The following is a 22897-nucleotide window of genomic DNA, read 5'->3' on the forward strand; positions in this document are numbered from 1 at the left end:
AAAAGGTGCAGGATAAGTTCCCTGCGCCTCTTTCGTAATGCGTAGATCTTCTGCTTGAAACCTGCCGTTGATCAGATCCAACTCCTGATGCCACGCCCCATTACGTCGATTTCATTGTTTCGGCAGCGTCCAGAAAAGTAGATGAGGTTTTCACAGAACTTTCCCAGCCTCCAATTAACCGTTATAATAAATGGATACAATTGGAAGATGGAGGTACATGACGATGGCTTGGTCAGAACTACAAAGGATACCTAATGAATACAATGATGAAATGAAAATAATTGATGAATCCCTTCTTCAGTTGTTAACGGAACGTAAATCCCTAGCAAAAGGCAGACGATTTTACCCACAGAAGGAAGTCCTTCAAGAATGGTCAACTCGATTCGGTATTGAGATTCCGCAAATCAACTGGTTACTTAACAGTTTAAATGAAACTAACTACCCTGTCATGCCGACTGAACTTGGCGATTTGGTGCATGTTTTGCCAATTATGAAGAAATCCGTCGTCGAAGGCTATGAATATGCTTTGACACATGCCATGCAGCACCAAAACTGCAGCATTGTTTACGTTGAAATCAAACTTATCGAACCTGACATGAACATAGGTCACGTTCGGCCTCAATTATTATTAGATGTTATTAGTAATCATCCTTACAGTGTTCGTAGATATGGCTCTCATGGCGGTGGCGGGCGAACGCAAATCACTTACCTCGTCAGCCCGTGCTTACCTGACAATATGGATGACGTGCATTTCGCCTTAATTCCGTATGCCAGCCCGATGGAAGCACCGCCCAAAGAGATCATCTTGGATCAGGAAGTTCAATTCGATTAGTTAGGAAGCCTATTCATCCCTTGCTTCTGTCGGTTCTCGATGCAGACAATAATGAAACCCCCAATTCAACGTGAAATTGAATTGGGGGTTTTTCTATACAGATAGTTAATCTTTATAAGGATCAATCGTTTGAATCGTACCGTCTTCATTATAGTTGAGCTCGGTGTATTTCACGCAGCGCTTGTGATCAACGCCGTCGGACAAGGAGCTGTCATGGTAAAATAAGTACCATTTATCCTCAAATTGTACGATGGAATGATGGGTAGTCCAACCAATAACGGGCTTAAGAATCGTGCCTTTGAATTCAAATGGACCCGTCGGACTCTTACTCATTGCATATACTAAGTAGTGCGTCGAACCCGTAGAGTAGGAAAGATAGTAGTAGTCATTGTATTTATGCATCCATGGCCCTTCAAAATACCTTCTATCCTCGTCTCCAGCAACAATCGGATTGCCCTCTTCATCGACAATCGAAATTTCTCGAGGCGCTTCTTTGAACGTCAGCATATCCTCGGACAGTTCCGCCACTTGCGGTCCCAACGCAGGCTCGGATCCAGCAGGACCGGCCGCATCCGCAATAAACGTACCCGTCTGCCATTTCTCTAACTGGCCTCCCCACAGACCGCCGAAATACATATAAGCCTTATCGTCTTCATCCACGAACACAGCGGGGTCAATACTAAAACTGCCCGGGATATAATTTTCTTGCGGTGTGAAAGGTCCGGTCGGAGAAGAGCTCGTGGCAACCCCGATGCGAAAAATTTGATCATGATCTCTTGCCGGGAAAAAGAGGTAGTAGGTATTGTTCTTAAATGCGGCATCCGGAGCCCATAATTGCTGCTTAGCCCATGGAATATTTTTCAAATGCAACGCTTCACCGTGGTCGACACAAGGAGAATTAAAATCATCCATGGAAAGGACATGATAGTCTTCCATTTTATATTGGTCCCCATTATCATTTGAAGGCTCATCATGATCTAGATCGTGAGAAGGATAAATGTAAATTTTCCCATTAAATACATGAGCGGAAGGATCGGCTGTAAAAATGTGTGTGACTAGCGGCTGTTTAGGCGTTACAGGTTTATTCATATCCATAATCTCCTTTATATCGAGCTAATTAGTTTATTCATTGAACTTACTAACTTGATTATAGCAATGCTGCTATCTTACAAGCAAGTAGAAAATTGGCAGATTCGACTCTCATACCATTCTCGGCGCGTCAGGTGCACATCTCTTGATTCTGAGATAGATTCCCCACTATATTACTTAATTCAGTTGATTATTCTCTTATTTCTCATCGTGTATAATAGCGTATTGCCAATTTTGCCAGAGAAAAGCGCTTCCCCGTGAAGCGCTTTTTTCTGCGTTTTTTTGTGCATACTAAGTATGAAAATTCATAAGGAATAGGAGTAATATCAAGTGAACATGGATGAACACATTGTGGAACAAATAAAGAAACAAGCTGTGCCGTTGAACAGTTCTGAGGATTTGGATGTGTTAATTGAAGCAATTGGCGATAAGAAGTACGTTTTACTTGGCGAGGCCACGCATGGTACTTCTGAATTTTATAAGCTGCGCATGGAATTAAGCCGTAAATTAATTGAAACGAAGGGATTCTCCTTTATTGCAGTTGAGGGAGACTGGCCTTCCTGCTACGAGGTTAACCGCTATGTGAAGCAGTATAAGGATGCGAAGCCAAGCTCGCGTGAGGTGATGGAAGGGTTCAATCGATGGCCAACTTGGATGTGGGCGAATGAAGAAGTAGGGGAATTAATCGATTGGCTACGAAAGCACAATGAAGATAAAGCGATGACGCAGCGCGTTGGTTTCTATGGACTTGACGTCTATAGTTTGTGGGAGTCTTTGGAAGAAATCGAACGATACTTACAGGAAAAAGGTACGCCTGAGCAGTTGGATTTGGCCCATAAAGCCTTTGAGTGCTTTGACTCCTATGAAAAAGAGGGGCAAAACTACGGCGTTTCCGCAGCTTTCTACGGCGAAAGCTGTAAGGATGATGTCGTGAAGCTGTTGAAGGAGCTTCACGCGAAACGCGTGCTGTACGATGAAGACAGCGAAGCCGCCCTTAGCGCGGAGCTGAACGCCCTTGTTGCTGTAAACGCAGAGGACTATTACAGCACCATGGTCAGACACGATGCGGAATCGTGGAACGTCCGCGACCGACACATGGTCGAGGCGCTGCGCCGCCTCGCCGACTATCATGGCCCAGACGCCAAAGTCATCGTCTGGGAGCACAACACGCACATTGGCGATGCGCGTGCAACAGATATGCTGGCCGACGGCATGGTCAACGTTGGCCAGCTTGTGCGCGAAGCGCACGGCGAAGCCGATGTGTACGCCATCGGCTTCGGCACATACCGCGGCACCGTTATTGCCGCGAAATCTTGGGGCGCGCCTATGGCGACGATGCCAGTGCCCGCTGCCCAGCGGGGCAGCTGGGAGGAGCTCATGCATCGCGCTGGCGCGCATGATCAGATCCTCCTGCTTCGCCAGGAGGATCCGTTGCTCGGGCACGAGGTGCTGGGGCACCGTGCCATCGGTGTCGTGTACCGCCCCACTTCAGAGCGAGGGAACTACGTTCCCTCGGTGATGGCTCGGCGGTACAATGCTTTCGTGCATGTGGACGAGAGCCATGCGCTTCGTCCACTAACGATAGAAAAAGTGCTTGTGTGAATACACACAAGCACTTTTTCTTCGATTTAGGAGTTCAACGGCGTCATCGAAAGCTGGACTTCACCGGTTTTCACACGCAAGGCAATTGTCCGGCTGAAATGGCCTCCGACATCGCGATCTCGACGGCAACATTACGTTAGGCCTAGCCTGGTCCAAGAAGCATTATTTCCGTTTGCTCAGAAGTTTCACGAGTTTGTTCTCGAGTACTTCGATAAATTTCGGGGGAAATCAGAAAAAATGGGTGTGATTTCAATTGCCAGTTACCACAATAAAGAAAAAAGCCTACCAGAGTCATTGATTAAACTCGAGCAGGCTTGCGTTTTACTAATTTCACTCATCGATCCCATCAGGTTTATTTCATTCTTCTTCACCTGAAATCCGGCGGTGTGCGGCGTGAAACTCCCGTTAAGATGGCTGCTTCAACGATGGCACTCCTGACCTTGGTAACAACTTGTTCATTAAATATACTCGGTATTATGTACTGGTCATTTAGCTCATGCTCGGAAACAACGGAAGCAATGGCTCGTGCCGCTGCCAGCTTCATCGGTTCGTTGATCCGGCGCGCACGGCAGTCGAGTGCTCCTCTGAATATACCAGGGAACACAAGCACGTTATTGATTTGGTTCGGATAATCGCTCCGTCCAGTAGCAAACACGCGAACATGGGGAATCGCTTCCTTCGGATCAATCTCCGGCACCGGATTTGCCATGGCAAATACAATGCTGTCCGGGGCCATCTTCTGCACATCGTTTCCGCTAAGCAGTCCGCCTCTCGATACTCCGATAAATACGTCCGCTCCGCTAATCATGTCGCGTAAGTTGCCCGGATTAGCTTCGACTTGAGGCTGTTCTGCAAGCCATGCCCACATTGGATGCGAGTAATCGCCTCCGCGGACGATAGCGCCTTCCCGATCAACGGGGACAAGCCTTTTCACTCCTGCGGCCAGCAGCATTTTGCATATGGATACGCCTGCTGCCCCAATGCCGTTCACTACGATACGGACTTGATCCATCCGTTTGCCAACTACTTTGAGAGCGTTAAGGAGCCCGGCAATAACAACAATGGCTGTCCCATGCTGATCGTCATGAAAGATAGGGATGTCCAGCTCTTCCGCAAGCCTTGTTTCAATTTCGAAACAGCGCGGGGAGCTGATATCTTCCAAATTAATTCCGCCAAATATCGGACTAATCGCTTTAATCGTGCGGATGATCTCTTCTGTGTCCTGCGTGTCCAAGCAGATCGGAAAGGCATCCACCCCTGCTAACTGCTTAAATAGCATCGCTTTGCCTTCCATTACTGGTGCGGCCGCGTGCGGGCCGATATCGCCTAAGCCTAATACAGCGGTACCGTCTGTTACGACAGCTACGGTATTTCTTTTGATCGTTAAAGAATAAGCTTTTTGGGGATCTTCATGAATAGCTGTACATACACGAGCCACGCCAGGCGTATACACGATGGACAAGTCATCCCGGTTTTTGATCGGAAGTGTCGGCTGTACCGAGATTTTGCCTCCAAGATGCGCAAGAAAAATTCGGTCCGACACGTTCACGAGACGGATGCCGTCAATCGTTTTTATCGCTTCCACAACCGTGGACTCGGCTGAATCAGCCACATGAACAGTGATGTCCCGGATAGTAACTTCATGACCTGGGCGAATGATATCGATGGAAGTAATATCTCCTCCGGCTTTACTGATGGCAGAGGCTACATCACCAAAATTCACTCGATTCAAACTTAATTCCAGACGCAGAATAATACTGTTATAAGCCATGAAACATATCCCCGTTCTACTATTTTTTATACTCGAATTACAAAAGGGATGTTAAGTCTCGAAGAGTTTTATCACACTCATCGCTAAATATATCCGGTTTTTGGATTGCCCGCAGAAGGCGTATTTCTAATTTTGCAGATTAAAAGTATATCTTATTATAAGAAAGGAGCCTCTCAGAATACCCTAAGAGGCCTCAATAAATTTACAGAAGTGTTCTAACGATATAAGCCTTAAGAAACCTTATATGCACAAATGATTTTGAGCCTCGTTACATCATGCCGCCTATGAGGTTAAAGGCTGTAACATGGTTAATGACAATTCACGAAAGCGCGTAAAATCAAGGTTTTTTAACGAAATAGAATCGTTTTTCACTTACTTGCGTTACCATTATAATTCTTTGGTTTTTCAAAAATACAACTTTTGCAGCGGTCTCCATTTATGAGGTTTAATGCAGCAGTGGTTCTGATTTACAATATTCGCTTTCCTAAGAGGGAAGCAATCAAACCTACAGCTAACCGTGCCGTGCGTCTGCTTTCATCTAGCAGCGAATTCACTTCCACTACATCGATGGACGAAATTCGGCCGGATTCTGCCAGCAGCTCGCAGGCAAAATGCGCCTCACGGTAAGTCAGCCCGCCAGGTACCGGCATGCCTACACCCGGTGCCTCCAAGGGATCGAGGCAATCCATATCCAAGCTGACATGGATGCAATCAGTCCCATTGCCGGCAATTTGCAGCGCTTTTGTGATGACCTTCTCTATGCCCATCCGGTCGATATCATGCATCGTAAAGCAGGCAATCCCTTCCGATAACATGAGCTCCTTCTCTTCAAGCTCGATCTCACGAACGCCAATCAATACTACGTTCTCCTTGTTGATCGAGACCGCCTTGTCTGAAAGTTCATTCAGCTTAAGCCGGGCCTTGCCAAGCGCGATTGCAAGCGACATTCCATTGGCATGGCCCGTCGGACTTGTTTCCTCTGTTCTCAGTCCAACATGCGCATCAAAGTAAATCACGCCAAGGTTCGACCGAAAAGAAGTCAGCCCAGCGAGGACACCGATCGTTACGCTGTGATCACCCCCTAATATAAGCGGAAGTGATTCGTTCTGAACCGCTTGCGAGACTTGCTTCGCCACTAGCTTGCTCATTTCATTTACTTCTCGCGGGCTTTTCACTTTGTATTCGCCAGTGAGCTCATATTCCGTCTTACGAATAAGGCGGATTAATCCAGCTTGCATAATGCTTTCTGAACCATCCTCCGCACCCGGTCGACCGGCTCCAAGACCGAATGGCACTTGAATGATGCTTACTTGTTTGTTGCTCGACATCCTGCTCACCTCACTTTAAAACTAGATTAATTCGTTCAATTGCCCAATCCAATTGCTCCTTTGATATGGTTAGCGGAGGTGCAAATCGGATTGTTGTTTCGTGCGTTTCTTTGCACAGAATGCCGAGTTCTTTCAATTTCTCACAATAAGGACGAGCTTGCGTGTTCAACTCAACACCGATAAATAAGCCGCGGCCTCTTACTTCTTTAATTTGCGGATTTTTGATCTGTTTAAGCTGTTCGAGCAAATAGGCTCCAAGCTCCTCCGAGCGCTCGACCAATGCCTCTTCCTTCAAAACATCCATAGCTGCTACTGCTACCGCACAACCAAGTGGGTTTCCACCGAAGGTAGAACCATGCGAACCTGGACTAAACACACCCAAAATCTCCGGATCGGCCGCAACTGCCGAAATCGGGAAAACTCCACCGCCAAGTGCTTTTCCCAAGATATAGACATCGGGCATTACCGATTCCCAGTCACAGGCAAATCGCTTTCCAGTTCTTCCAAAACCCGTCTGTATCTCGTCGGCAACAAATAGTACATTGTTTTCTTTACAAAGCTGGTAAGCTTCTTTCAAAAAGCCTTCCGGCGGAATGACGATACCCGCTTCGCCTTGAATTGGTTCTACAAGGAATGCGGCTGTATTTCCAGTAATCGCTTTTTTAAGCGCATCCAAATCGCCGTAAGGAATGATTCTGAAGCCTGGTGTGAAAGGACCGAAGCCTGCTTTATATTCTTCCGATGAGGAAAAAGAAGTCACTGCAATCGTCCGGCCATGGAAATTCCCTTCGCACACAATAATTTCGGCTTGATCCGCAGGCACCTGCTTAACCTGATAAGCCCAGCGTCTTACGGCTTTAAGCGCGGTCTCAACTGCTTCGGCACCTGTATTCATTGGCAAAATCATGCTTTTACCCGTAATCGTCGAAAGCTTTTCATAAAACTCCCCGAGCTGGTCATTATGAAACGCTCTGGAGGTTAAGGTCACTTTATCCGCTTGATCCTTAAGCGCCTTGATAATTTTCGGATGCCTGTGGCCATGATTTAGCGCTGAATAGGCGCTTAGCATATCCATAAACCGGTTGCCTTCCGGATCCTCAACCCATACGCCTTCCGCCTGCGAAATGACGATCGGCAATGGATGATAGTTATGGGCTCCGAATTTATCGGTTTGCTCAATAATGCTGTTAGTTGTTGTTTCCGTATGCATATGCCACGCTCCTAAGGAATTGATGATTAAAGAATCCGCTCGCCAAATACGGAACCAATAAGTTCTACAGCTGTTTTAGCCGTTTTGTTGTTTTGATCCAGCATCGGATTCACTTCGACAAACTCAGCCGAGACTAGACATTTCTGTTCGTAAAGCATCTCCATCGCAAAATGGCTCTCCCTATACGACAACCCACCAGATACCGGCGTTCCGACACCCGGAGCCTCTACAGGGTCCATTCCATCCAGATCAAGACTGAGGTGCACGCCGTCTGTTCCATTCGTGACAATTTGAAGCGCCTCATCCATTACGTACTTCATGCCATATCGATCAATATCGTGCATAGTGAACACGCGAATGCCTTTTTCTTTCAAAAAAGTCCTTTCTCCTTGATCAATGGAGCGGGCTCCGATAATGACCACATTCTCCGGTCTAAGCTTCTTATCCATACCACCAATGGATACAAGGTCCGAATGACCGTATCCAAGAGCTGCTGCCAAAGACATGCCATGAATATTTCCTGAGTACGTAGTCTCATGAGTATTCACATCCGTGTGAGCGTCAAACCAGATGACGCCGAGCCGGTTCATTTGCTGTAACACTCCTTTAATCGTGCCAATCGCAATGCTATGATCGCCGCCGAGCACTAGAGGGAATTGTCCTTTGCCCATTTCCTTGGAAACAGCGTCGCACAGCTGGCTGTTCACATTCCTGATTTCCTTGAGATGCTTAAGCTTCTCTCCAGGTTGATACGCCTCTATCGATCTATTTACATGTATGTCGCCTAAATCTTGAATCTTATAACCAAGCGACTCCAGTCTTTGATGTACATTTGATCCTCTGATCGCGCCAGGCCCCATATCCACACCCTTGCGATCTGCGCCATATTGCTGCGGGACTCCGATAATCGAAATGTTATTATTCTTCACTGCAATCATCTGGGGCACCTCTTTCTATCTCGTTATATAGAAATTGTAGCACGCAGACAATTATTGAAAAAATTGAAATATTCAATGGTAACTATTAGAAATAACAATGATGTGAGCTTACATCTCCGTCCAAATCCTATTGACTATCTCGGCGAAGGAATGAATATTTTTTTCATCCAGCCGGTTTTTCAATATGACCATGGAGGTTTCAATTTTGCCGGGGAAGCGGTGAATTTCCGCCAGTGCCCCCTTGCGAAGCTCATCTTCTACAAGGGCAGAACCTAACAAGGCTATCCCTGTATGGTATAGAACGGTTCGCTTGATCGTTTCATCCGAAACGCATTCGATATAGGATGCCGGGGAAAATTCATGCTCCTCCAAACATTCAGTCACGAGACGCTGGATGTTGGAACCTGATTTATAAGTAATGAACGGATATTTCTCCATCAGCGTTTTCACATCGTATTTCTCGAAGAGCTCCCAAGTCGTTACGAGCACCAAATCCTCTTTACCGAGCGGAAGTGACTCCATGATCGGGGAATCGCAAGGACCGGCAATGATCGCCAAATCAGCTTCATTCGCGGCGACCTTCTTCATGGCATCATTGCTGTCGCAAGAGAAAAGCTGCAGCTTAACCTGCGGATTTTGCGAAATATAGGAATGAATGATCAGCGACAAATATTGAGTACAGTAAAATTCCGGAGCGGCTACCGTCAATACACCATGCGGATTTTCGAGCTTTCTCAGCTCTTGCTCCATCTCCTCAAGCAAATTAAACGTCTGATCGATATACTGCTTTACTATCCTTCCGGCAGGCGTCAGGAATGTTTTCTTCCCTACTCGGTTAATCAGTGTATGCCCTAGCTCGTTCTCAAGTGACTGGAGTTGAAGGGTGATGGTCGGCTGCGTATAGCCTAGATGATCGGCTGCCCTGGTCAAATTCAGCGTATCCGCTACCACTTGAAACGTTTTATATTTTTTGAAGTCCATCGATTATCTCCCCTTACTTTTAAAAACAAAAAAAAGGCTGAACACGTCACGTTTAGAACGGCTCAACCTTTTTCCAGTATAACCTAATTATATAAATGGCAAGCAACAAATTGGCCATTAACGTCCTTCAATTCAGGCTTCTCCGTTCGGCAAATCGCCATACACTCGCTGCACCGCGGATGAAATGTGCATCCCGAAGGCGGATTGGCAGGACTAGGCACATCCCCCTTCAGTACGATCCTTTCCTTCTTGACTAAAGGATTCGGAATCGGGATGGCAGATAATAAAGCTTTCGTATACGGATGCTTCGGAGATTCAAAAAGCTCATGCTTATCAGCTAGCTCAACTATTCTTCCCAAGTACATAACACCGATGCGATCACTAATATGCTTTACAACGCTTAAATCATGGGCAATGAACAAATACGTCAACTGGAATTGTTCCTGCAAATCTTGAAGCAGATTAATCACCTGAGATTGAATCGAAACATCCAGGGCAGATACCGGCTCATCGGCGACGATCAGCTTCGGGTTTAGCGCCAATGCACGAGCAATTCCGATTCTCTGGCGTTGTCCACCGCTGAATTCGTGAGCATACCTTTTGGCATGGTAGCTGCTTAAGCCGACGACATTCAGCAGCTCCTCCACACGACGGTCTTTTTCTTTTCCATGAGCAAGACCATGAATGTTTAGCGGTTCGGCTATAATTTCACCAACGGTTAAACGTGGATCTAGGGAGGCATAAGGGTCCTGAAATACGATTTGCAAATCTTTGCGCAGCTTCCTTAATTCGCCTGGATTCATGCCAACGAGATTTTTCCCCTCGTACAGCACCTCTCCTTCCGTAGGCTGAAGCAATTGCAGAATTGTTCTTCCCGTCGTCGATTTACCGCATCCGCTTTCTCCTACCAATCCAAGCGTTTCCCCTTTAAAAATCGTGAAATCCAGTCCGTCTACAGCTTTCACATGACTAACAGTTCGGCCAAAGATTCCTTTTTTAATCGGAAAATATTTTTTTAAGTTTTTCACTTCAACCAACGGTTGCTTCATCTTGAATCCCCCCTTGCTTGGTTGAATGGAGCCAGCAGCGGCTGAAGTGACCGGCTTCGACTTCTTCCAGCTGCGGCACTTTTTGTTTGCAGACAGCCATGGCAAACTCGCATCGAGGAGCAAAGCTGCAACCTTCTCGCAAGCTGCCTGGAATCGGTACGTTTCCTTTAATGGAATACAATCGTTTCTCATTCGAATCTAAGCTAGGAATCGATTTCATTAACCCTTGCGTGTACGGATGCATAGGGTTAGTGAAAAGTGAGATCACATCCCCCTCTTCAACCACTTTCCCACTGTACATGACAACAACGCGATCACACATTTCTGCTACAACACCCAGATCGTGGGTAATCATCATAATGGCCGTATTATGCTTTGCCTTAAGCTCCTTCATCAAATCCAAAATCTGCGCCTGGATCGTTACGTCGAGCGCCGTAGTCGGTTCGTCGGCAATTAAGAGCTTCGGATTGCAAGCCATCGCCATCGCGATCATGACCCGCTGTCTCATTCCTCCTGACAATTGATGCGGATACTCATCCACAAGTTGCTCCGGCCGGGGAATGCCTACAAGCTTAAGCATCTCAATCGCGCGCGCTCTCGCCTGCTTATTGTTATATTTCATATGAATTTGGACCGCTTCCCCGATCTGATTTCCAATTGTAAATACAGGATTCAGCGACGTCATCGGTTCCTGAAAAATCATGGCCATTTCATTCCCTCGAATAGCTCTGATTTCATTGTCTGAAAGCGCCAACAAATCTTTCCCGTTAAACTCAATCGAACCATCAACTACTTTCCCGGGGGTCAGTCTCATTGCAGTTAATGAAGTCACGCTCTTTCCGCATCCGGACTCTCCGACAATACCCACCGTTTCTCCCTCATGAATAACGATGTCTACTCCGTCCACTGCCGGCACAACGCCTTCATCGGAATAAAAATAAGTCTTGAGACCTTTGATCTCCAGTAGTTTTTTCATGATTGTATGTTCCTCCTGTCACAGCTTCATCTTCGGGTCCAAAGCGTCGCGCAAGCCGTCGCCCAGCATATTGAAAGCCAAAACCATAAACATGATAGCAAGTCCCGGGATGGTGCTAACATGAGGAGCCGATCTTAAATACTCCCTACCTGTGCTAAGCATAGCTCCCCATTCCGGCGTCGGCGGCTGAGCTCCCATGCCCAGAAAGCTGAGTCCGGAGGCAGTCAAGATAGCCGTTGCTATACGCATGGTAGACAGAACAATGATCGGCGCGATACTGTTTGGAATGACATGATTAAAAATTATAAATGCATGAGTGCCTCCCATCGCTTTGGCGGCCTCAATATATTCCTTGTTCTTCACGGCAATTACGGAGCTGCGTGAAATACGGGCAAACGTCGGAACCGAAAAAATGCCGATTGCAATCATGACGTTGATCATACCAGGACCTAACACGCTTACGATGGCTAATGCAAGCAAAAAGCTCGGAAATGCCATGAATATATCCATGACCCGGCTGATCAACATATCGATCTTTCCGCCAAAATAACCGGAGATTGTTCCTAAAGCGACGCCGAAAATGACGGATATCAGCACCCCCACAACACCGATCATCAAAGATATTTGCGCACCGTAAATAATTCTTGATAGAATATCCCGTCCGAACTCATCTGTGCCGAACGGATGGCTTAAGCTAGGTGATTCCAGCATCACCTGCATGTTTTGAGCAAAAGGATCATAGGGAGCAATCCAGCGCGCCAAGAGCGCGACGATGACAAAGATGCCAGCCATCCAAAGTCCAACCATTGCCCGCTTATTCTTTTTAAAACGGCTCACCATCATACTCCACGGCGAACGAGGGGCATAAACCTGCTGGGTCGAATGTTTCTGTAATTCTTGTCCAGCTGTTGCTTCTGACTGACTCATAAAGACGCTCCTTTTTTACTCGTATTTCACCCGAGGGTCTACTAAGCTGTAACAAAGGTCAACGACCAAATTCACTAAGACAAAGATCGTCGCAATAAACAGAACGCAGCCCTGAATCGCCGGATAGTCTCTAAACTGAATGGATTGAATCACAAAACGTCCCAGTCCGTTCATGGAGAATACCGTCTCCGCAAGAACCGCTCCCCCCAATAAATGACCGAATTCCAATCCAATGATCGTAATAATCGGAATTAATGCATTTTTCAACGTATGCTTATAGATTACTAGCTTTTCCTTAACGCCTTTCGCTCGCGCGGTACGAACAAAATCTTGATGAATGACTTCCAATATGCTGGAACGTGTCAGACGGGCCAGGATAGCCGAAGAAGATAAACCGATAGCGATCGAGGGAAGAATAAAATATTTAAAGCTATCATTTCCCCCGGAAGGAAGTATCTGCAAGTAATACGAAAAGATAAGAATCAGCATAAGTCCCAACCAGAATACAGGCATGGAAATTCCGAACAATGAGAACATCATCGAAGCGTTATCTCTGAAACTGTTCGGCTTTGTCGCTGAGAGAATACCGGCAAATAGTCCGACCAAAATCATAATGATAATAGCCATGACAGTAAGCATGATCGTCGTAGGGAAGCGTGTGAGGATTTCTTCTAGAATAGGCCGATCGGAGCGCAATGAAGTTCCAAGGTCACCTTTCACTAGATTAATCACATAGTTTCCATATTGTATATACAGTGGTTTATCTAAACCTAACCGCTCCCTAAGCAGCTGCACATCCTGTTCGCTGGCTTCATTACCGGCCTTCAACCGGGCCGGATCGCCTGGAACGGAGTGAATCAGAATAAACACAAGAATGGATACACCTATCAAGGTGGGGATGATCTGCAGTACACGCTTTATGATATAGCTTAACAATCTTGTGCCTCCTTGTAAAAATCGAGGGATGTGAATTTACATCCCCCGATTTTCCAAATTCTTATATTTTTTTTATTTCTTCACAGCCTCACGCAAAATAAGTCGTTCATTCGTCCAAGTATAGACGCCTTCCACATTTTTGCGAACTCCAGTAAGCTGCTTATTATCCAATACGAAAATCCATGGAGCTTGTTCTTTAATGATTTTCAAAGCGTCGTTATAGGTCTTCTTACGTTCATCTGGATTTGTAGTTTTCATACCTTTGTCAAGCAAAGCATCCGCTTCTGCATTCGAGAATCCGGAAAGGTTGCTGCTGCCTGTTGTTGTGAAAAGCGGTCTCGCTGCCCAATCCGCATCACCTGTAGAAGCACCCCAGCTATCCATGATGATATCGTAATTGTCTTTCTTAGGGTTCGTCGTAATGGTTTTATACGTTCCCCACTCATATTTCTTAAAATCTACCGATAATCCAACAGCTTGCAGATTGCCTTGAACAAACTCGGCGATTTGACGGTCCATCAAGTAACGGCCTTCCGGCGTCCAAAGCTGAATTTTTGTTCCTGGCGCCACACCCGCTTCGGCAAGCAGCTTCTTTGCTTTTTCAGGATCGTACGAATAAGCACCAACAGAGGAATATCCCCAAACCGACTCGGAGAATGCAGCTTCAGACACTTTGCCGTATCCGGACAGGATTTTTTTCACGATCGTTTCTTTATCGATGGCATAGTTCAAAGCTTGACGCACTTTCACATCGTTGAAAGGCGCCTTTGTTGTATTCATTACGAACTCAAGATTTCTAGAGCTCGGAGAGACAAGTACATTCACTTTGTCGTTCCCTTTTAGACGGTCTACATCGGTTGGAATTACTGGTGAAATCACATCGGCTTCACCTGTTTCCAGCATGATGGATCGTGCCGAATTTTCAGGTACCGGCTTAAATGTAATCGACTTTACTTTCGGCTTGCCTCCCCAGTAATTGGGATTGGGTTCAAATACAAGCTTCGTACCCGGAGTCCATTCTTTAAGAATAAAAGGACCTGCGCCAACCGGTGCTTTGCCGACTCCTTTACCTTTTTCCTGCAAACTTTTCGGACTATGAATAGCGCCGGCCGCTTGTGCTAAACAAGTTAAAGCCGGACCGAATGGGAACTTTAGATCAAAGCTGACTTGAAGCTCGCTGTCCACATTCACTTTATCGATGAACTCGGAGAAGAACGAATAGCGATTCAGCTTATTGTCTTTGTTCAGAACTCGGTCAAAGGTGATTTTAACAGCTTCCGCATTGAATGGAGTATCGTCTTGGAACTTAACTCCTTCACGAAGATTAAACGTTATTTTCTTTCCATCCGCGGATGTAGTCCACTCTTTAGCCAATTGAGGCACGATTTTACCCTCTTTATCCAAAGTGACCAGTTTGTCAAATACGAGTTCAGTCGCATTATTAGATAGCGCATCGCTGCTATCCTGCGGATCTAAAACGGTAGGCTCTGCGCCTAGGGCAACAACAAGATCTTTCGGCTCTACTGCAGCTTGAGTGTTGGTTCCGGAAGAATTCGTCGAGCTGCCGCAAGCGGAAAGAAACAACATGGTACACATAAACACAATAAATGAAATTTTCTTCAGAATAATTACCCCCTATTGTTTCGTTATTAATAGTTAACTTCATTACCTGATTTCCATTTTTCAAACTCATCGCGAACCTGGCGGAGCAAATTAGGGTCAGCACATAAATCGTAAGCGGTCATGGCCAGAGCTTTGGTAGCTTGGTTCAATCCCAGCATCCCCCCCTCTGAGCCGGCAGCATCGCGAAATTCAGGGGTATGTGGTCTGACGTCGCCAATCCTGAAGTAAGGATGTATGGTGGCAGTCACTTGTCCTACATTGCCTATATCTGAGGAACCTATTCCTCCATATTCTGGAGGGTTAGTTACCTCGAGACCCATTGAAATTAAGTTGTCTTTAAATAATCCGGATAAAAATTTATTATTGTTTCTCTCGGCATAGATGAGTCCTTCTTCTACTTCTAATCTTGCCCCGACAGCTTCCGTACAATGACGCACTGCCGAATAAATTTTATCTCTTACTACCTCCAACTCTTTTACCGTAGAAGCTCTAAACATAAATTTGGCTTCGCAATATTCAGGCACAATATTAGGGGCCTCTCCCCCTTTAGTTATAATTCCATGAATTCTAACATCCTGTTTAAAAAACTGACGCAAAGAGTTAATGGTAACATAAGAGTTTACTAATGCCTCTAATGCACTGATCCCTTTATCCGGCTCTGACGAGGCATGAGCTTGTTTTCCATAAAATTTTAAAGTTGTATCCACACACGCCAGTCCGCCGCGCATCACCATATTGCTTTGACGCGGATGACAAAGCATGACCGCATCCACGTGATCGAAGATGCCATGGTTAGTCATAATGATTTTACCGCCGCCGTCTTCCTCTGCTGGAGTTCCATAGACCTCAATTCTCCCCGGTAAATCCGGGAAAGCATCCTTTAAAGCTAAAGCAGCGCCAACAGCTGTCGTGCCAATAAGGTTATGGCCGCAGGCATGCCCGATCTCAGGCAAAGCATCGTATTCTGCGAGTAGGGCAATGGTTGGTCCATCCTTGCTACCCATCCACGAGGCTCTGAAAGCGGTTCCCAAACCGGCAATACCAATTTCCACCTCGAAACCTGCTTCCCTTAAAGGCTCCGTTAACCATTGAACGGCTTTATACTCGTTGAACGCTAGTTCCGGATTGGAATGAATTTTAAGAGCTAATTCTCGCAATTCATTGTCACGGACATCAACAGCTTGCTGAATTTGATTTTTAGCTAGTACTAACTCTTGGAACACTTTCTATCATCGCCTTTCGTTCATAACGCCTTATCTAGGGTTAAGTTTATTTTAAAGCACCTCTACCTTATAAGTAAAATTAATATTTTTTGAGTCTTGACCAAAAAAAATTTTATGACAAATTAAAAGGAACCAAACTGAACTGGTTCCCCGTAATTTTTTAAGTTAAATTTTTAATATAGGAGACGAAACGATTCACAACCGTATATTGCAAGGATGTTTCCCTGTACAACATCCAGGTGTCTCTCTTAATCGGTTCGCAGTTATTTCTCACTAAATGGATCTGATGCAAGCCATCCTCCGGTTTAACAAACATACTAGGAATAATGGCGTACCCCAATCCGTTCTTCACCATTTCCTTGCAGGTCTCGTAGGTATCTACTTGCATGGTTATATACGGAGGCACTTTAAATTTCTCATACCACCAATCCTCTATCGTGCGGCTCAAGGAAGAGTGCGATTGAATATAGCTTGAGGACGATTTTCCGGTAAGTTTTTGAACCTTATAATTAATTCTAGGTAGTTCAGGCAACTTATCCAACTCGATTTTCTCTTGAGAAATCACGCTAATGTACCCTTCATTGATCAGGTATTTTGCGTCAAACCAATGGAATTCTCCTCTAACAATCGCCAAGTGGATATCTTCAAGCTGCAGCAATTCAAATATTTCATTACTCAAACCTGTATGAACATTGATTTGCACATTAGGATTGGCATTAAGAAAGCTTCTTAATAGTGGAGGAAGATTATGAAGGCCAAAATAGCTGAAAACTCCGATTCTAAGATTCCCTGTTACCTCATTTCGCATGTTGACGAGATAATCTTTCGTATTTCTTAAATCTATAAGATTTTTTTTAGCGTAAGTGACTAAGTATTCACCTTCCGGTGTCAGCTTAACACCTTTTGCACTTTTCGTAATAATGGGGACCCCGAAATCTTTTTCTAGTTGCTGTAGTCGATAAGTAAGCGCCGGTTGCGTTATAAAAAGACGTTCCGCTGCTTTTGTCAAACTCTGCTCTTCCGATATGAATTGGAGCATCAAACAGTCTTTCTCGTTCATTTCTATTTTTCACCTCATTCATAATTGTTGAGCATTATCTCATAATTATAACCTACTATCAGTCGTGTTGTCCCGCGGCAACGTCATTCCATGACCTATAGACTTTGGTGCTACGTTAAATGTTCCTAGCTTTACCGCTACAAGGATACCTTCTGTATTATGTTTTGACGTTTCGTATGATTATTGTAAGATGAATTGTCGCAAAACGGTGTTTTTCTGCACAAAAAAACACGATACCAAGTTGGTTCGTGTTTAAATTTTCAACAATGTGATCCAAAGATGCCATTAAATTGTATACTACACTTCTTTTATAAATTGTTTTGTAATTTTCGAGCATGGGTTGAAACGGAACTATACATAAATACAATCATCAACAAACCCTTATGTGGCAAGGGCTTCACCCCCAAACAAAAAAAAGGAACCCAGCCAACGGGGCAGGTTCCTCTGTTTTTATATATGTTTCCGCGAATATCCTTAGATGCAAACAAAGCTCCTGACACCCTATAAAACAAGGCTTTTTGCAGCTGTTTCATTCTTTGCATCAAACTTCGAGTCACCCTTGATATCCTTACATTATTAATCGTTGCCGACCAAAAACCGACCAAAATAATTGATAAGTATCCTCGTTACTCACCGTTCGGAATTATAAGTCGCTTACTCTCTTTTGAATAAACTCAATTGCATAGTTTTAATTATTTTTCCTTAAATAATTCTTTCAAAATATTTTTCGCCTTAGATAAAGAGAGACTCTCCTGCTTCAATAGCAATTCTAAAATTTCCTTTGCTTCCTTCTCTCCTTCAGTCAGTTGCTCTAATTGGAAAGCGTAACTAAAAAACTGGTGAACTCCTACATTCAATGCATTTGCTATCTTTTCAAGGTTTTCGAGAGATATATTTTTTTCACCGCGTTCAATCCTACCTAAATATGTGTAATGAAAGCCTGCTTTTTCAGCTAAACTCTCTTGTGAAAATCCTTTTCCTTTTCGGATCTCCCTAATACGGTTCCCCACAAGTTTTTTTACATCGGTCATAGTTTCTACACCTCTTATGACGAGTGTAGATAATAGAGGATATTCAATGAATGATGCGTCGGGACGTATTTATATTTTTTTAAGACCAAATAGACATATTCGGTGTATGATAGTACTATCTTATCAGCATCACGACTACCAGAATGGTTGATAGCTTGATTGCCACTATAGTTCAATCGCTTCAGAGCAACTCAAAAGAATCTTGAGCCAATGGTTTATTACCAACAGTATTTTTTTTCGATGTTGTCGTGGAATAGATAGAGGGGGGTTATTTAATAGATGTTGTATACAAAAAAACCATCGGATATTGAAAGTGAAACAGGAAGAAAATTCAAGGATATTGCTAAAGAGATGTTGGATCAAGGATTATCTCCTACTGAAATAGCTAGAATTTTAAAACTCAAAACTTCTGACTATGTGATGAGACCATTCTTCAATGAGCGCTTCCGGCGTAAAGACAAAGCATTGTTTCCACAGCTTGTAGGCAAAACAAGGATTGATTTTGAAGAGGAAATTCCGAAATTAACTGGACTTCAATATCGTGATTACCTATATAATAAATACATTGAGGAAGGACACTCAATTGCCGTCTTACAATCGATGTTAGGCTTAAATCCAAGGACTATAAGTAAGCATTTAAAACATTTCGGAATGGAAAAAAGCCCACAACAAGCAAGAAAAGATGCTGTAAGGACAGGTTTGATTGACTATACTCAGATATTTTCCAAAATAAGACATACAAGGAACAAGTCAAATAGTTATTCAAATAAGCAGGAAATGGTACGTGATCTTTTTACAATTCATTTAACAGACCTAGTTATAAGTAATAATCTCCATGAATTTGAAGTTGTAGTTGGTTTTAATGATTGGGGAGTATTGAAAGACAAGGAAATCGATATACCAATTATCATCATTAATAACATCACCAATAAACATTATAAATTTTCTGTAGAGTTCCATGGAAAAGCATGGCATAAAGATAATGATAGAGCTGATATTGAAAAAGAAAATTACCTATCAAATCATAATTGGGAGCATTTTGTCTTATGGGACAAAGCTTCAATCCATAAAACGGAGAAAGAAGTAATAGATGTCGCCAAGAAAATCATTTCTAAACTAATACCAATAAAAAGCTAAAGCAGCCTATCACGGCTGCTTTTTTGTTTTGCTAATTGTATGTACTATTGGTTTTGGAAACAAATAAACACCGATCAGATCGACCAGTATTTGCTTTTATCCTGAAATGTTAACCGCTCTCCTAGATTGATAATTACAATCCAAATGGAAAGTTTTTATCATCAGCTCAAATCATAAAACCACTCATAGGCGTTCGCCCCCACATCAGCGGATTGTAGGTTACAGAGTGCTGCTACGTCTCTGTCTAACGCGGAAAAGTAAGTAAAGTGGATTAGATTTCGTTTAGCAACGGCAAAGTTTTAACATATATAATCCATATACTTACTTCTAGGCTGTTCACTATTCAACTCAACGTTTTTCGTTAATTGATAGTACTACTTCACCAGGATCCAGTCATACTGCAATACTATTATTTTCCCATTATTAACACATCTTAATAGATATTTTATTGATTTACATAGCATCATTCAAATTAATATCAATTCCTACCGCTTTGATTTCTCTGGCAAGCAGAAGTCTCCAAGCACCAGCGGGATCTATTTCAATATATGACACGCCTTGAAAATCAGTTGGTATTTCAAGCCCGGGTTTCACTAGTCCAACAACCCTATCTCTACCGATCAAACCCATGAAATACCCAAGCTCTAAAATTACGTTTTGCCTAGCACGAAGTTTAGACTGGTTTTGATGATCTTTAGGATGTCCAATATCGTCAGGCGTCAATAAAACAATGGCAAATGCGACATCATTTGCATCTCTCTCGAGTTTTTCTATAATCGTTTTTCCGCCATTAGGTTGCTCATGAAGGATGATTGCGTTTAAGCGTAACTTCTCGGTAAATCTCGCAACTGTTTCCTTCACCTCATTGTCGTGACCGTGAACGATAAACACTTTTTTCGAATCAAGGTGAACCTTAGGCTTCGCAGTATGATCCGCCTTTATTGATGGATGCTCAGGTTCCTTAAATATTACAAGTCTTTCATGGATGGATTCTAATTTAAGAACATAACTGCGCGTATCCGATTGGAAATCCTCGACTTTCTGATAAAAAGGAGTTTCTCCGAAAGAAACCATTCCTCTTCTGGCTGCCCAGTCAAACTCATTGGCAATCGAATCGTCATCAAATAGATGCTCTAATAAGCCCTTGGTAAAAGCCTTCCATTTGGATCTCACCTTCATTAGACTCAGTAAGAGAACTGACTGACGTAATTTCCTTATCCATGAGTTGGCGACCCTTTTCAAGTTGTGTTTCAATTTTTTCCGCTGCTTCGACTCGCGGCACGAGCAAGGTAGTATTTCTCTTTTCAACCGGTTGTGGCTTTTTTTTGCTGGTGGACATTCTTGTTGCCCCCTTCTTAAATTAATAGTCTTATAGAAAATTGTATCCCATAACTTATAACGAAGGCAATGAGAACATGCAGCTCCCCAATCATAGTGTTGAAATAATCTATTGCTTCTCTATTCTAATTACGCTAAAACAGCCCGTTACTTCAATTTCACCGCCCAAACATACGACCGACTTAAAATCAGAATCTTATTGATTCCCAGCCCCCATCACAGCGGCTTCTACGCGATCTTATGAGTTGAACTGAACTGCAGTGGCGAATAATAAATACAACCCGTAGAAGTCGACTAACGCGACTGAACGGGTTGTTAATTTCAATTCCAAATATTGTATCTTTCGCTACTATTAGTCCTTCGAAGGAAAATCCTTGGGCAATATTTCAGCAATTGATGTTGCTCGCATAAAATCATCTTTTTCTACGGCTATATTAATGAAGTTCCTCTTATACTTCAAATCTCCGCATACAATGTTACCGAATCCTCTACTCATTCCTATTCGACTGTTCGGGTCAATTCCAGCAAAATTTCCGTACCCAATTCTTCTACACATTCACAATCCATTGTAGTTTCGTAACATCCTCTACACAATAATTCCTCTGTTGTTTGTAGCCAATCATAATGCTTTCTCCATTTCACCATCTTCTTAATAAGCTCTTTCTAAACATTCATTTGTAAACGATCCCCCGTGTCATTTGAACTAAAGCAGGAAACTATTCAAGCAACTCACCGGGATAAGCTGAAACGTCCTCTCTACACCTAAGTTGTAGAAGAAGCTTTAGCATTTTTATCCGCAGCTAATTGTTCTCCACATAACATGCCATCAAAAACCTCTAATTTTCCAGACGTATAGCACTATACATAAAACTTCCACATTCAATGTTATCGAAGCTTTATGCTTCATTTATCTTCTATATCCCCATTCTTTATGATCCCAGTAAATTTCACATTGCCAGACTCACTGATTGTGAAATTCAATCTATCTCCTTCACTAATTTGAAGGTGATTTATCAAATCAATTGGTAATGTAATCTGTCCATCGCTTGTCATTCTTCCAGACAAATAAACTTTAGCCATTACTTAACCTCCAATTAGAATTAGCGTTATTGCCATCAGTTAATTCCAGCTATTTCAAGTCAGAATATAACAATCACTTTATCTTTCCCAATCTTCTTCTCTGCCGCGCTTAATTCCCTCAGATTCTTCCGGCGTTATAGAACCAATAGCGCTTCTCATAGCATCATAAGCAGCAGTCTTTACTTCTTGTTTTTTGTATTTCTCATCTACTGATTTTGCCCGCTTCTCTTTATCATCGTTAGGATTAGTCATACTACTCGTTACTCCCTCATTTGGCGTGTTCGTTCTTTTCATCACAGATGCTTTTTCTACCTTCGTGATAAGCGATATGTACAACAGCCATAAAACACATCAGAGCCATACTGAGCAAAAGCAAAAATCCATCTTGACTTCCGATCATATACTGCCTAAAACCTGTCATTAAGGATATTGTAACAAGTACAAACAGCACCCAATGCTTCCAATTCAGCAAATATTTCATGTTAACACGTCCAATTCGTCTGATACTACATAGATTACTATTAAATAACTGTATCAGAGAAGTATGTACTATTAGCAGCATGTATCAGTGATGCTAACCTCACGCTCAAAGACATATGCGCATTAGAAGTTATCAATTATTACGCTGTCCCTTGCTTTAACCCAGATTACAATTATCTTTAACGATTGTAAGACATGACGTATTTGATCCGTTAATTTTCTATGACCGTTGTTATCTGGCAAAGCAATAGCAACCCTAATCTCATTTCTTCCTCTATTGAAAATA

The 22897-nt window shown here is 43.5% G+C and carries 23 protein-coding genes; 3 read left to right on the top strand and 20 right to left on the bottom strand.

Annotation, left to right across the window (positions count from 1 at the left end; genetic code table 11):
* Nucleotides 1-223: 223 nt before the first annotated feature.
* Nucleotides 224-832, top strand: a complete 609-nt coding sequence (locus AC58QC_RS17855; protein WP_497416478.1) for a hypothetical protein — start codon at nucleotides 224-226, stop codon at nucleotides 830-832.
* Between the two features lie 105 nt (nucleotides 833-937).
* Here the strand turns inward: AC58QC_RS17855 and AC58QC_RS17860 are convergent, their stop codons facing one another.
* Nucleotides 938-1921: a glycoside hydrolase family 43 protein gene (locus AC58QC_RS17860; protein ID WP_497416479.1), complete on the bottom strand. Its 984-nt coding sequence runs from the start codon at nucleotides 1919-1921 to the stop codon at nucleotides 938-940.
* A gap of 336 nt (nucleotides 1922-2257) precedes the next feature.
* On the opposite strand from AC58QC_RS17860, the gene AC58QC_RS17865 reads away from it, so the two are divergent.
* On the top strand, nucleotides 2258-3523 hold the full coding sequence (locus AC58QC_RS17865; protein WP_497416686.1) for an erythromycin esterase family protein: 1266 nt from the start codon (nucleotides 2258-2260) through the stop codon (nucleotides 3521-3523).
* A 367-nt stretch (nucleotides 3524-3890) separates the two neighbouring features.
* Here the strand turns inward: AC58QC_RS17865 and AC58QC_RS17870 are convergent, their stop codons facing one another.
* From AC58QC_RS17870 to AC58QC_RS17935, 14 genes are all read right to left on the bottom strand, one after another.
* Nucleotides 3891-5294 (bottom strand): NAD-dependent malic enzyme, encoded by a 1404-nt coding sequence (locus AC58QC_RS17870; RefSeq protein WP_497416480.1) that lies wholly within the window; start codon nucleotides 5292-5294, stop codon nucleotides 3891-3893.
* A gap of 467 nt (nucleotides 5295-5761) precedes the next feature.
* On the bottom strand, nucleotides 5762-6622 hold the full coding sequence (gene rocF / locus AC58QC_RS17875) for an arginase (RefSeq protein ID WP_497416481.1): 861 nt from the start codon (nucleotides 6620-6622) through the stop codon (nucleotides 5762-5764).
* Nucleotides 6623-6632: 10 nt separating this feature from the next.
* Entirely contained in the window at nucleotides 6633-7832 is a 1200-nt protein-coding gene (locus AC58QC_RS17880; RefSeq protein WP_497416482.1) for an ornithine--oxo-acid transaminase, read from the bottom strand.
* A 26-nt stretch (nucleotides 7833-7858) separates the two neighbouring features.
* Nucleotides 7859-8770 (bottom strand): arginase, encoded by a 912-nt coding sequence (rocF, locus tag AC58QC_RS17885; RefSeq protein ID WP_497416483.1) that lies wholly within the window; start codon nucleotides 8768-8770, stop codon nucleotides 7859-7861.
* 108 nt (nucleotides 8771-8878) lie between these two features.
* Entirely contained in the window at nucleotides 8879-9751 is an 873-nt protein-coding gene (locus AC58QC_RS17890) for a LysR family transcriptional regulator (RefSeq protein ID WP_497416484.1), read from the bottom strand.
* An 83-nt stretch (nucleotides 9752-9834) separates the two neighbouring features.
* A complete protein-coding gene (locus AC58QC_RS17895; RefSeq protein ID WP_497416485.1) occupies nucleotides 9835-10800 on the bottom strand; it encodes an ABC transporter ATP-binding protein in 966 nt (321 codons plus the stop codon).
* A complete protein-coding gene (locus AC58QC_RS17900) occupies nucleotides 10781-11779 on the bottom strand; it encodes an ABC transporter ATP-binding protein (RefSeq protein WP_497416687.1) in 999 nt (332 codons plus the stop codon). Before AC58QC_RS17900 ends, AC58QC_RS17895 begins: the two co-directional genes overlap by 20 nt.
* Nucleotides 11780-11794: 15 nt before the next feature.
* On the bottom strand, nucleotides 11795-12703 hold the full coding sequence (gene nikC / locus AC58QC_RS17905) for a nickel transporter permease (RefSeq protein WP_497416486.1): 909 nt from the start codon (nucleotides 12701-12703) through the stop codon (nucleotides 11795-11797).
* Nucleotides 12704-12718: 15 nt separating this feature from the next.
* A complete protein-coding gene (gene nikB / locus AC58QC_RS17910) occupies nucleotides 12719-13639 on the bottom strand; it encodes a nickel ABC transporter permease (protein WP_497416487.1) in 921 nt (306 codons plus the stop codon).
* 72 nt (nucleotides 13640-13711) lie between these two features.
* On the bottom strand, nucleotides 13712-15226 hold the full coding sequence (locus AC58QC_RS17915; RefSeq protein ID WP_497416488.1) for a glutathione ABC transporter substrate-binding protein: 1515 nt from the start codon (nucleotides 15224-15226) through the stop codon (nucleotides 13712-13714).
* Between the two features lie 62 nt (nucleotides 15227-15288).
* Entirely contained in the window at nucleotides 15289-16485 is a 1197-nt protein-coding gene (locus AC58QC_RS17920) for a M20 family metallopeptidase (RefSeq protein WP_497416489.1), read from the bottom strand.
* A 160-nt stretch (nucleotides 16486-16645) separates the two neighbouring features.
* On the bottom strand, nucleotides 16646-17545 hold the full coding sequence (locus AC58QC_RS17925; protein WP_497416490.1) for a LysR family transcriptional regulator: 900 nt from the start codon (nucleotides 17543-17545) through the stop codon (nucleotides 16646-16648).
* 308 nt (nucleotides 17546-17853) lie between these two features.
* The gene (locus AC58QC_RS17930; protein ID WP_497416491.1) at nucleotides 17854-18087 is read right to left on the bottom strand and encodes a hypothetical protein; all 234 of its coding nucleotides are present in this window, start codon (nucleotides 18085-18087) and stop codon (nucleotides 17854-17856) included.
* Between the two features lie 150 nt (nucleotides 18088-18237).
* Nucleotides 18238-18576, bottom strand: a complete 339-nt coding sequence (locus tag AC58QC_RS17935; RefSeq protein WP_497416492.1) for a helix-turn-helix domain-containing protein — start codon at nucleotides 18574-18576, stop codon at nucleotides 18238-18240.
* A 279-nt stretch (nucleotides 18577-18855) separates the two neighbouring features.
* Here AC58QC_RS17935 and AC58QC_RS17940 point away from each other — a divergent pair, with 279 nt between their 5' ends.
* A complete protein-coding gene (locus tag AC58QC_RS17940) occupies nucleotides 18856-19713 on the top strand; it encodes a hypothetical protein (RefSeq protein ID WP_497416493.1) in 858 nt (285 codons plus the stop codon).
* 453 nt (nucleotides 19714-20166) lie between these two features.
* Here the strand turns inward: AC58QC_RS17940 and AC58QC_RS17945 are convergent, their stop codons facing one another.
* The 5 genes from AC58QC_RS17945 to AC58QC_RS17965 form a co-directional block, all read right to left on the bottom strand.
* Complete coding sequence (locus tag AC58QC_RS17945; protein WP_497416494.1) at nucleotides 20167-20787, bottom strand: TIR domain-containing protein; 621 nt, start codon at nucleotides 20785-20787, stop codon at nucleotides 20167-20169.
* Nucleotides 20788-20833: 46 nt separating this feature from the next.
* Nucleotides 20834-21052, bottom strand: coding sequence for a hypothetical protein (locus AC58QC_RS17950; RefSeq protein WP_497416495.1), 219 nt, complete (start codon nucleotides 21050-21052; stop codon nucleotides 20834-20836).
* A gap of 902 nt (nucleotides 21053-21954) precedes the next feature.
* A complete protein-coding gene (locus AC58QC_RS17955; protein WP_497416496.1) occupies nucleotides 21955-22131 on the bottom strand; it encodes an AbrB/MazE/SpoVT family DNA-binding domain-containing protein in 177 nt (58 codons plus the stop codon).
* A gap of 78 nt (nucleotides 22132-22209) precedes the next feature.
* Nucleotides 22210-22383: a hypothetical protein gene (locus tag AC58QC_RS17960; protein ID WP_497416497.1), complete on the bottom strand. Its 174-nt coding sequence runs from the start codon at nucleotides 22381-22383 to the stop codon at nucleotides 22210-22212.
* A 16-nt stretch (nucleotides 22384-22399) separates the two neighbouring features.
* Nucleotides 22400-22612, bottom strand: a complete 213-nt coding sequence (locus AC58QC_RS17965) for a hypothetical protein (protein ID WP_497416498.1) — start codon at nucleotides 22610-22612, stop codon at nucleotides 22400-22402.
* Nucleotides 22613-22897 lie beyond the last annotated feature (285 nt).

The sequence above is a fragment of the Paenibacillus sp. J22P51 genome (genome assembly GCF_059692215.1).

Excerpts from the sequence above, each read along its gene's own strand:
- AC58QC_RS17855 (WP_497416478.1), top strand. The coding sequence starts at position 224 with ATGGCTTGGTCAGAACTACAAAGGATACCTAATGAATACAATGATGAA.
- AC58QC_RS17860 (WP_497416479.1), bottom strand. The coding sequence starts at position 1,921 with ATGAATAAACCTGTAACGCCTAAACAGCCGCTAGTCACACACATTTTT.
- AC58QC_RS17865 (WP_497416686.1), top strand. The coding sequence starts at position 2,258 with ATGGATGAACACATTGTGGAACAAATAAAGAAACAAGCTGTGCCGTTG.
- AC58QC_RS17870 (WP_497416480.1), bottom strand. The coding sequence starts at position 5,294 with ATGGCTTATAACAGTATTATTCTGCGTCTGGAATTAAGTTTGAATCGA.
- rocF (WP_497416481.1), bottom strand. The coding sequence starts at position 6,622 with ATGTCGAGCAACAAACAAGTAAGCATCATTCAAGTGCCATTCGGTCTT.
- AC58QC_RS17880 (WP_497416482.1), bottom strand. The coding sequence starts at position 7,832 with ATGCATACGGAAACAACAACTAACAGCATTATTGAGCAAACCGATAAA.
- rocF (WP_497416483.1), bottom strand. The coding sequence starts at position 8,770 with ATGATTGCAGTGAAGAATAATAACATTTCGATTATCGGAGTCCCGCAG.
- AC58QC_RS17890 (WP_497416484.1), bottom strand. The coding sequence starts at position 9,751 with ATGGACTTCAAAAAATATAAAACGTTTCAAGTGGTAGCGGATACGCTG.
- AC58QC_RS17895 (WP_497416485.1), bottom strand. The coding sequence starts at position 10,800 with ATGAAGCAACCGTTGGTTGAAGTGAAAAACTTAAAAAAATATTTTCCG.
- nikC (WP_497416486.1), bottom strand. The coding sequence starts at position 12,703 with ATGAGTCAGTCAGAAGCAACAGCTGGACAAGAATTACAGAAACATTCG.
- AC58QC_RS17915 (WP_497416488.1), bottom strand. The coding sequence starts at position 15,226 with ATGTTGTTTCTTTCCGCTTGCGGCAGCTCGACGAATTCTTCCGGAACC.
- AC58QC_RS17925 (WP_497416490.1), bottom strand. The coding sequence starts at position 17,545 with ATGAACGAGAAAGACTGTTTGATGCTCCAATTCATATCGGAAGAGCAG.
- AC58QC_RS17930 (WP_497416491.1), bottom strand. The coding sequence starts at position 18,087 with ATGCAAAGAATGAAACAGCTGCAAAAAGCCTTGTTTTATAGGGTGTCA.
- AC58QC_RS17935 (WP_497416492.1), bottom strand. The coding sequence starts at position 18,576 with ATGACCGATGTAAAAAAACTTGTGGGGAACCGTATTAGGGAGATCCGA.
- AC58QC_RS17940 (WP_497416493.1), top strand. The coding sequence starts at position 18,856 with ATGTTGTATACAAAAAAACCATCGGATATTGAAAGTGAAACAGGAAGA.
- AC58QC_RS17945 (WP_497416494.1), bottom strand. The coding sequence starts at position 20,787 with ATGGTTTCTTTCGGAGAAACTCCTTTTTATCAGAAAGTCGAGGATTTC.
- AC58QC_RS17950 (WP_497416495.1), bottom strand. The coding sequence starts at position 21,052 with ATGTCCACCAGCAAAAAAAAGCCACAACCGGTTGAAAAGAGAAATACT.
- AC58QC_RS17955 (WP_497416496.1), bottom strand. The coding sequence starts at position 22,131 with ATGGCTAAAGTTTATTTGTCTGGAAGAATGACAAGCGATGGACAGATT.
- AC58QC_RS17960 (WP_497416497.1), bottom strand. The coding sequence starts at position 22,383 with ATGACTAATCCTAACGATGATAAAGAGAAGCGGGCAAAATCAGTAGAT.
- AC58QC_RS17965 (WP_497416498.1), bottom strand. The coding sequence starts at position 22,612 with ATGAAATATTTGCTGAATTGGAAGCATTGGGTGCTGTTTGTACTTGTT.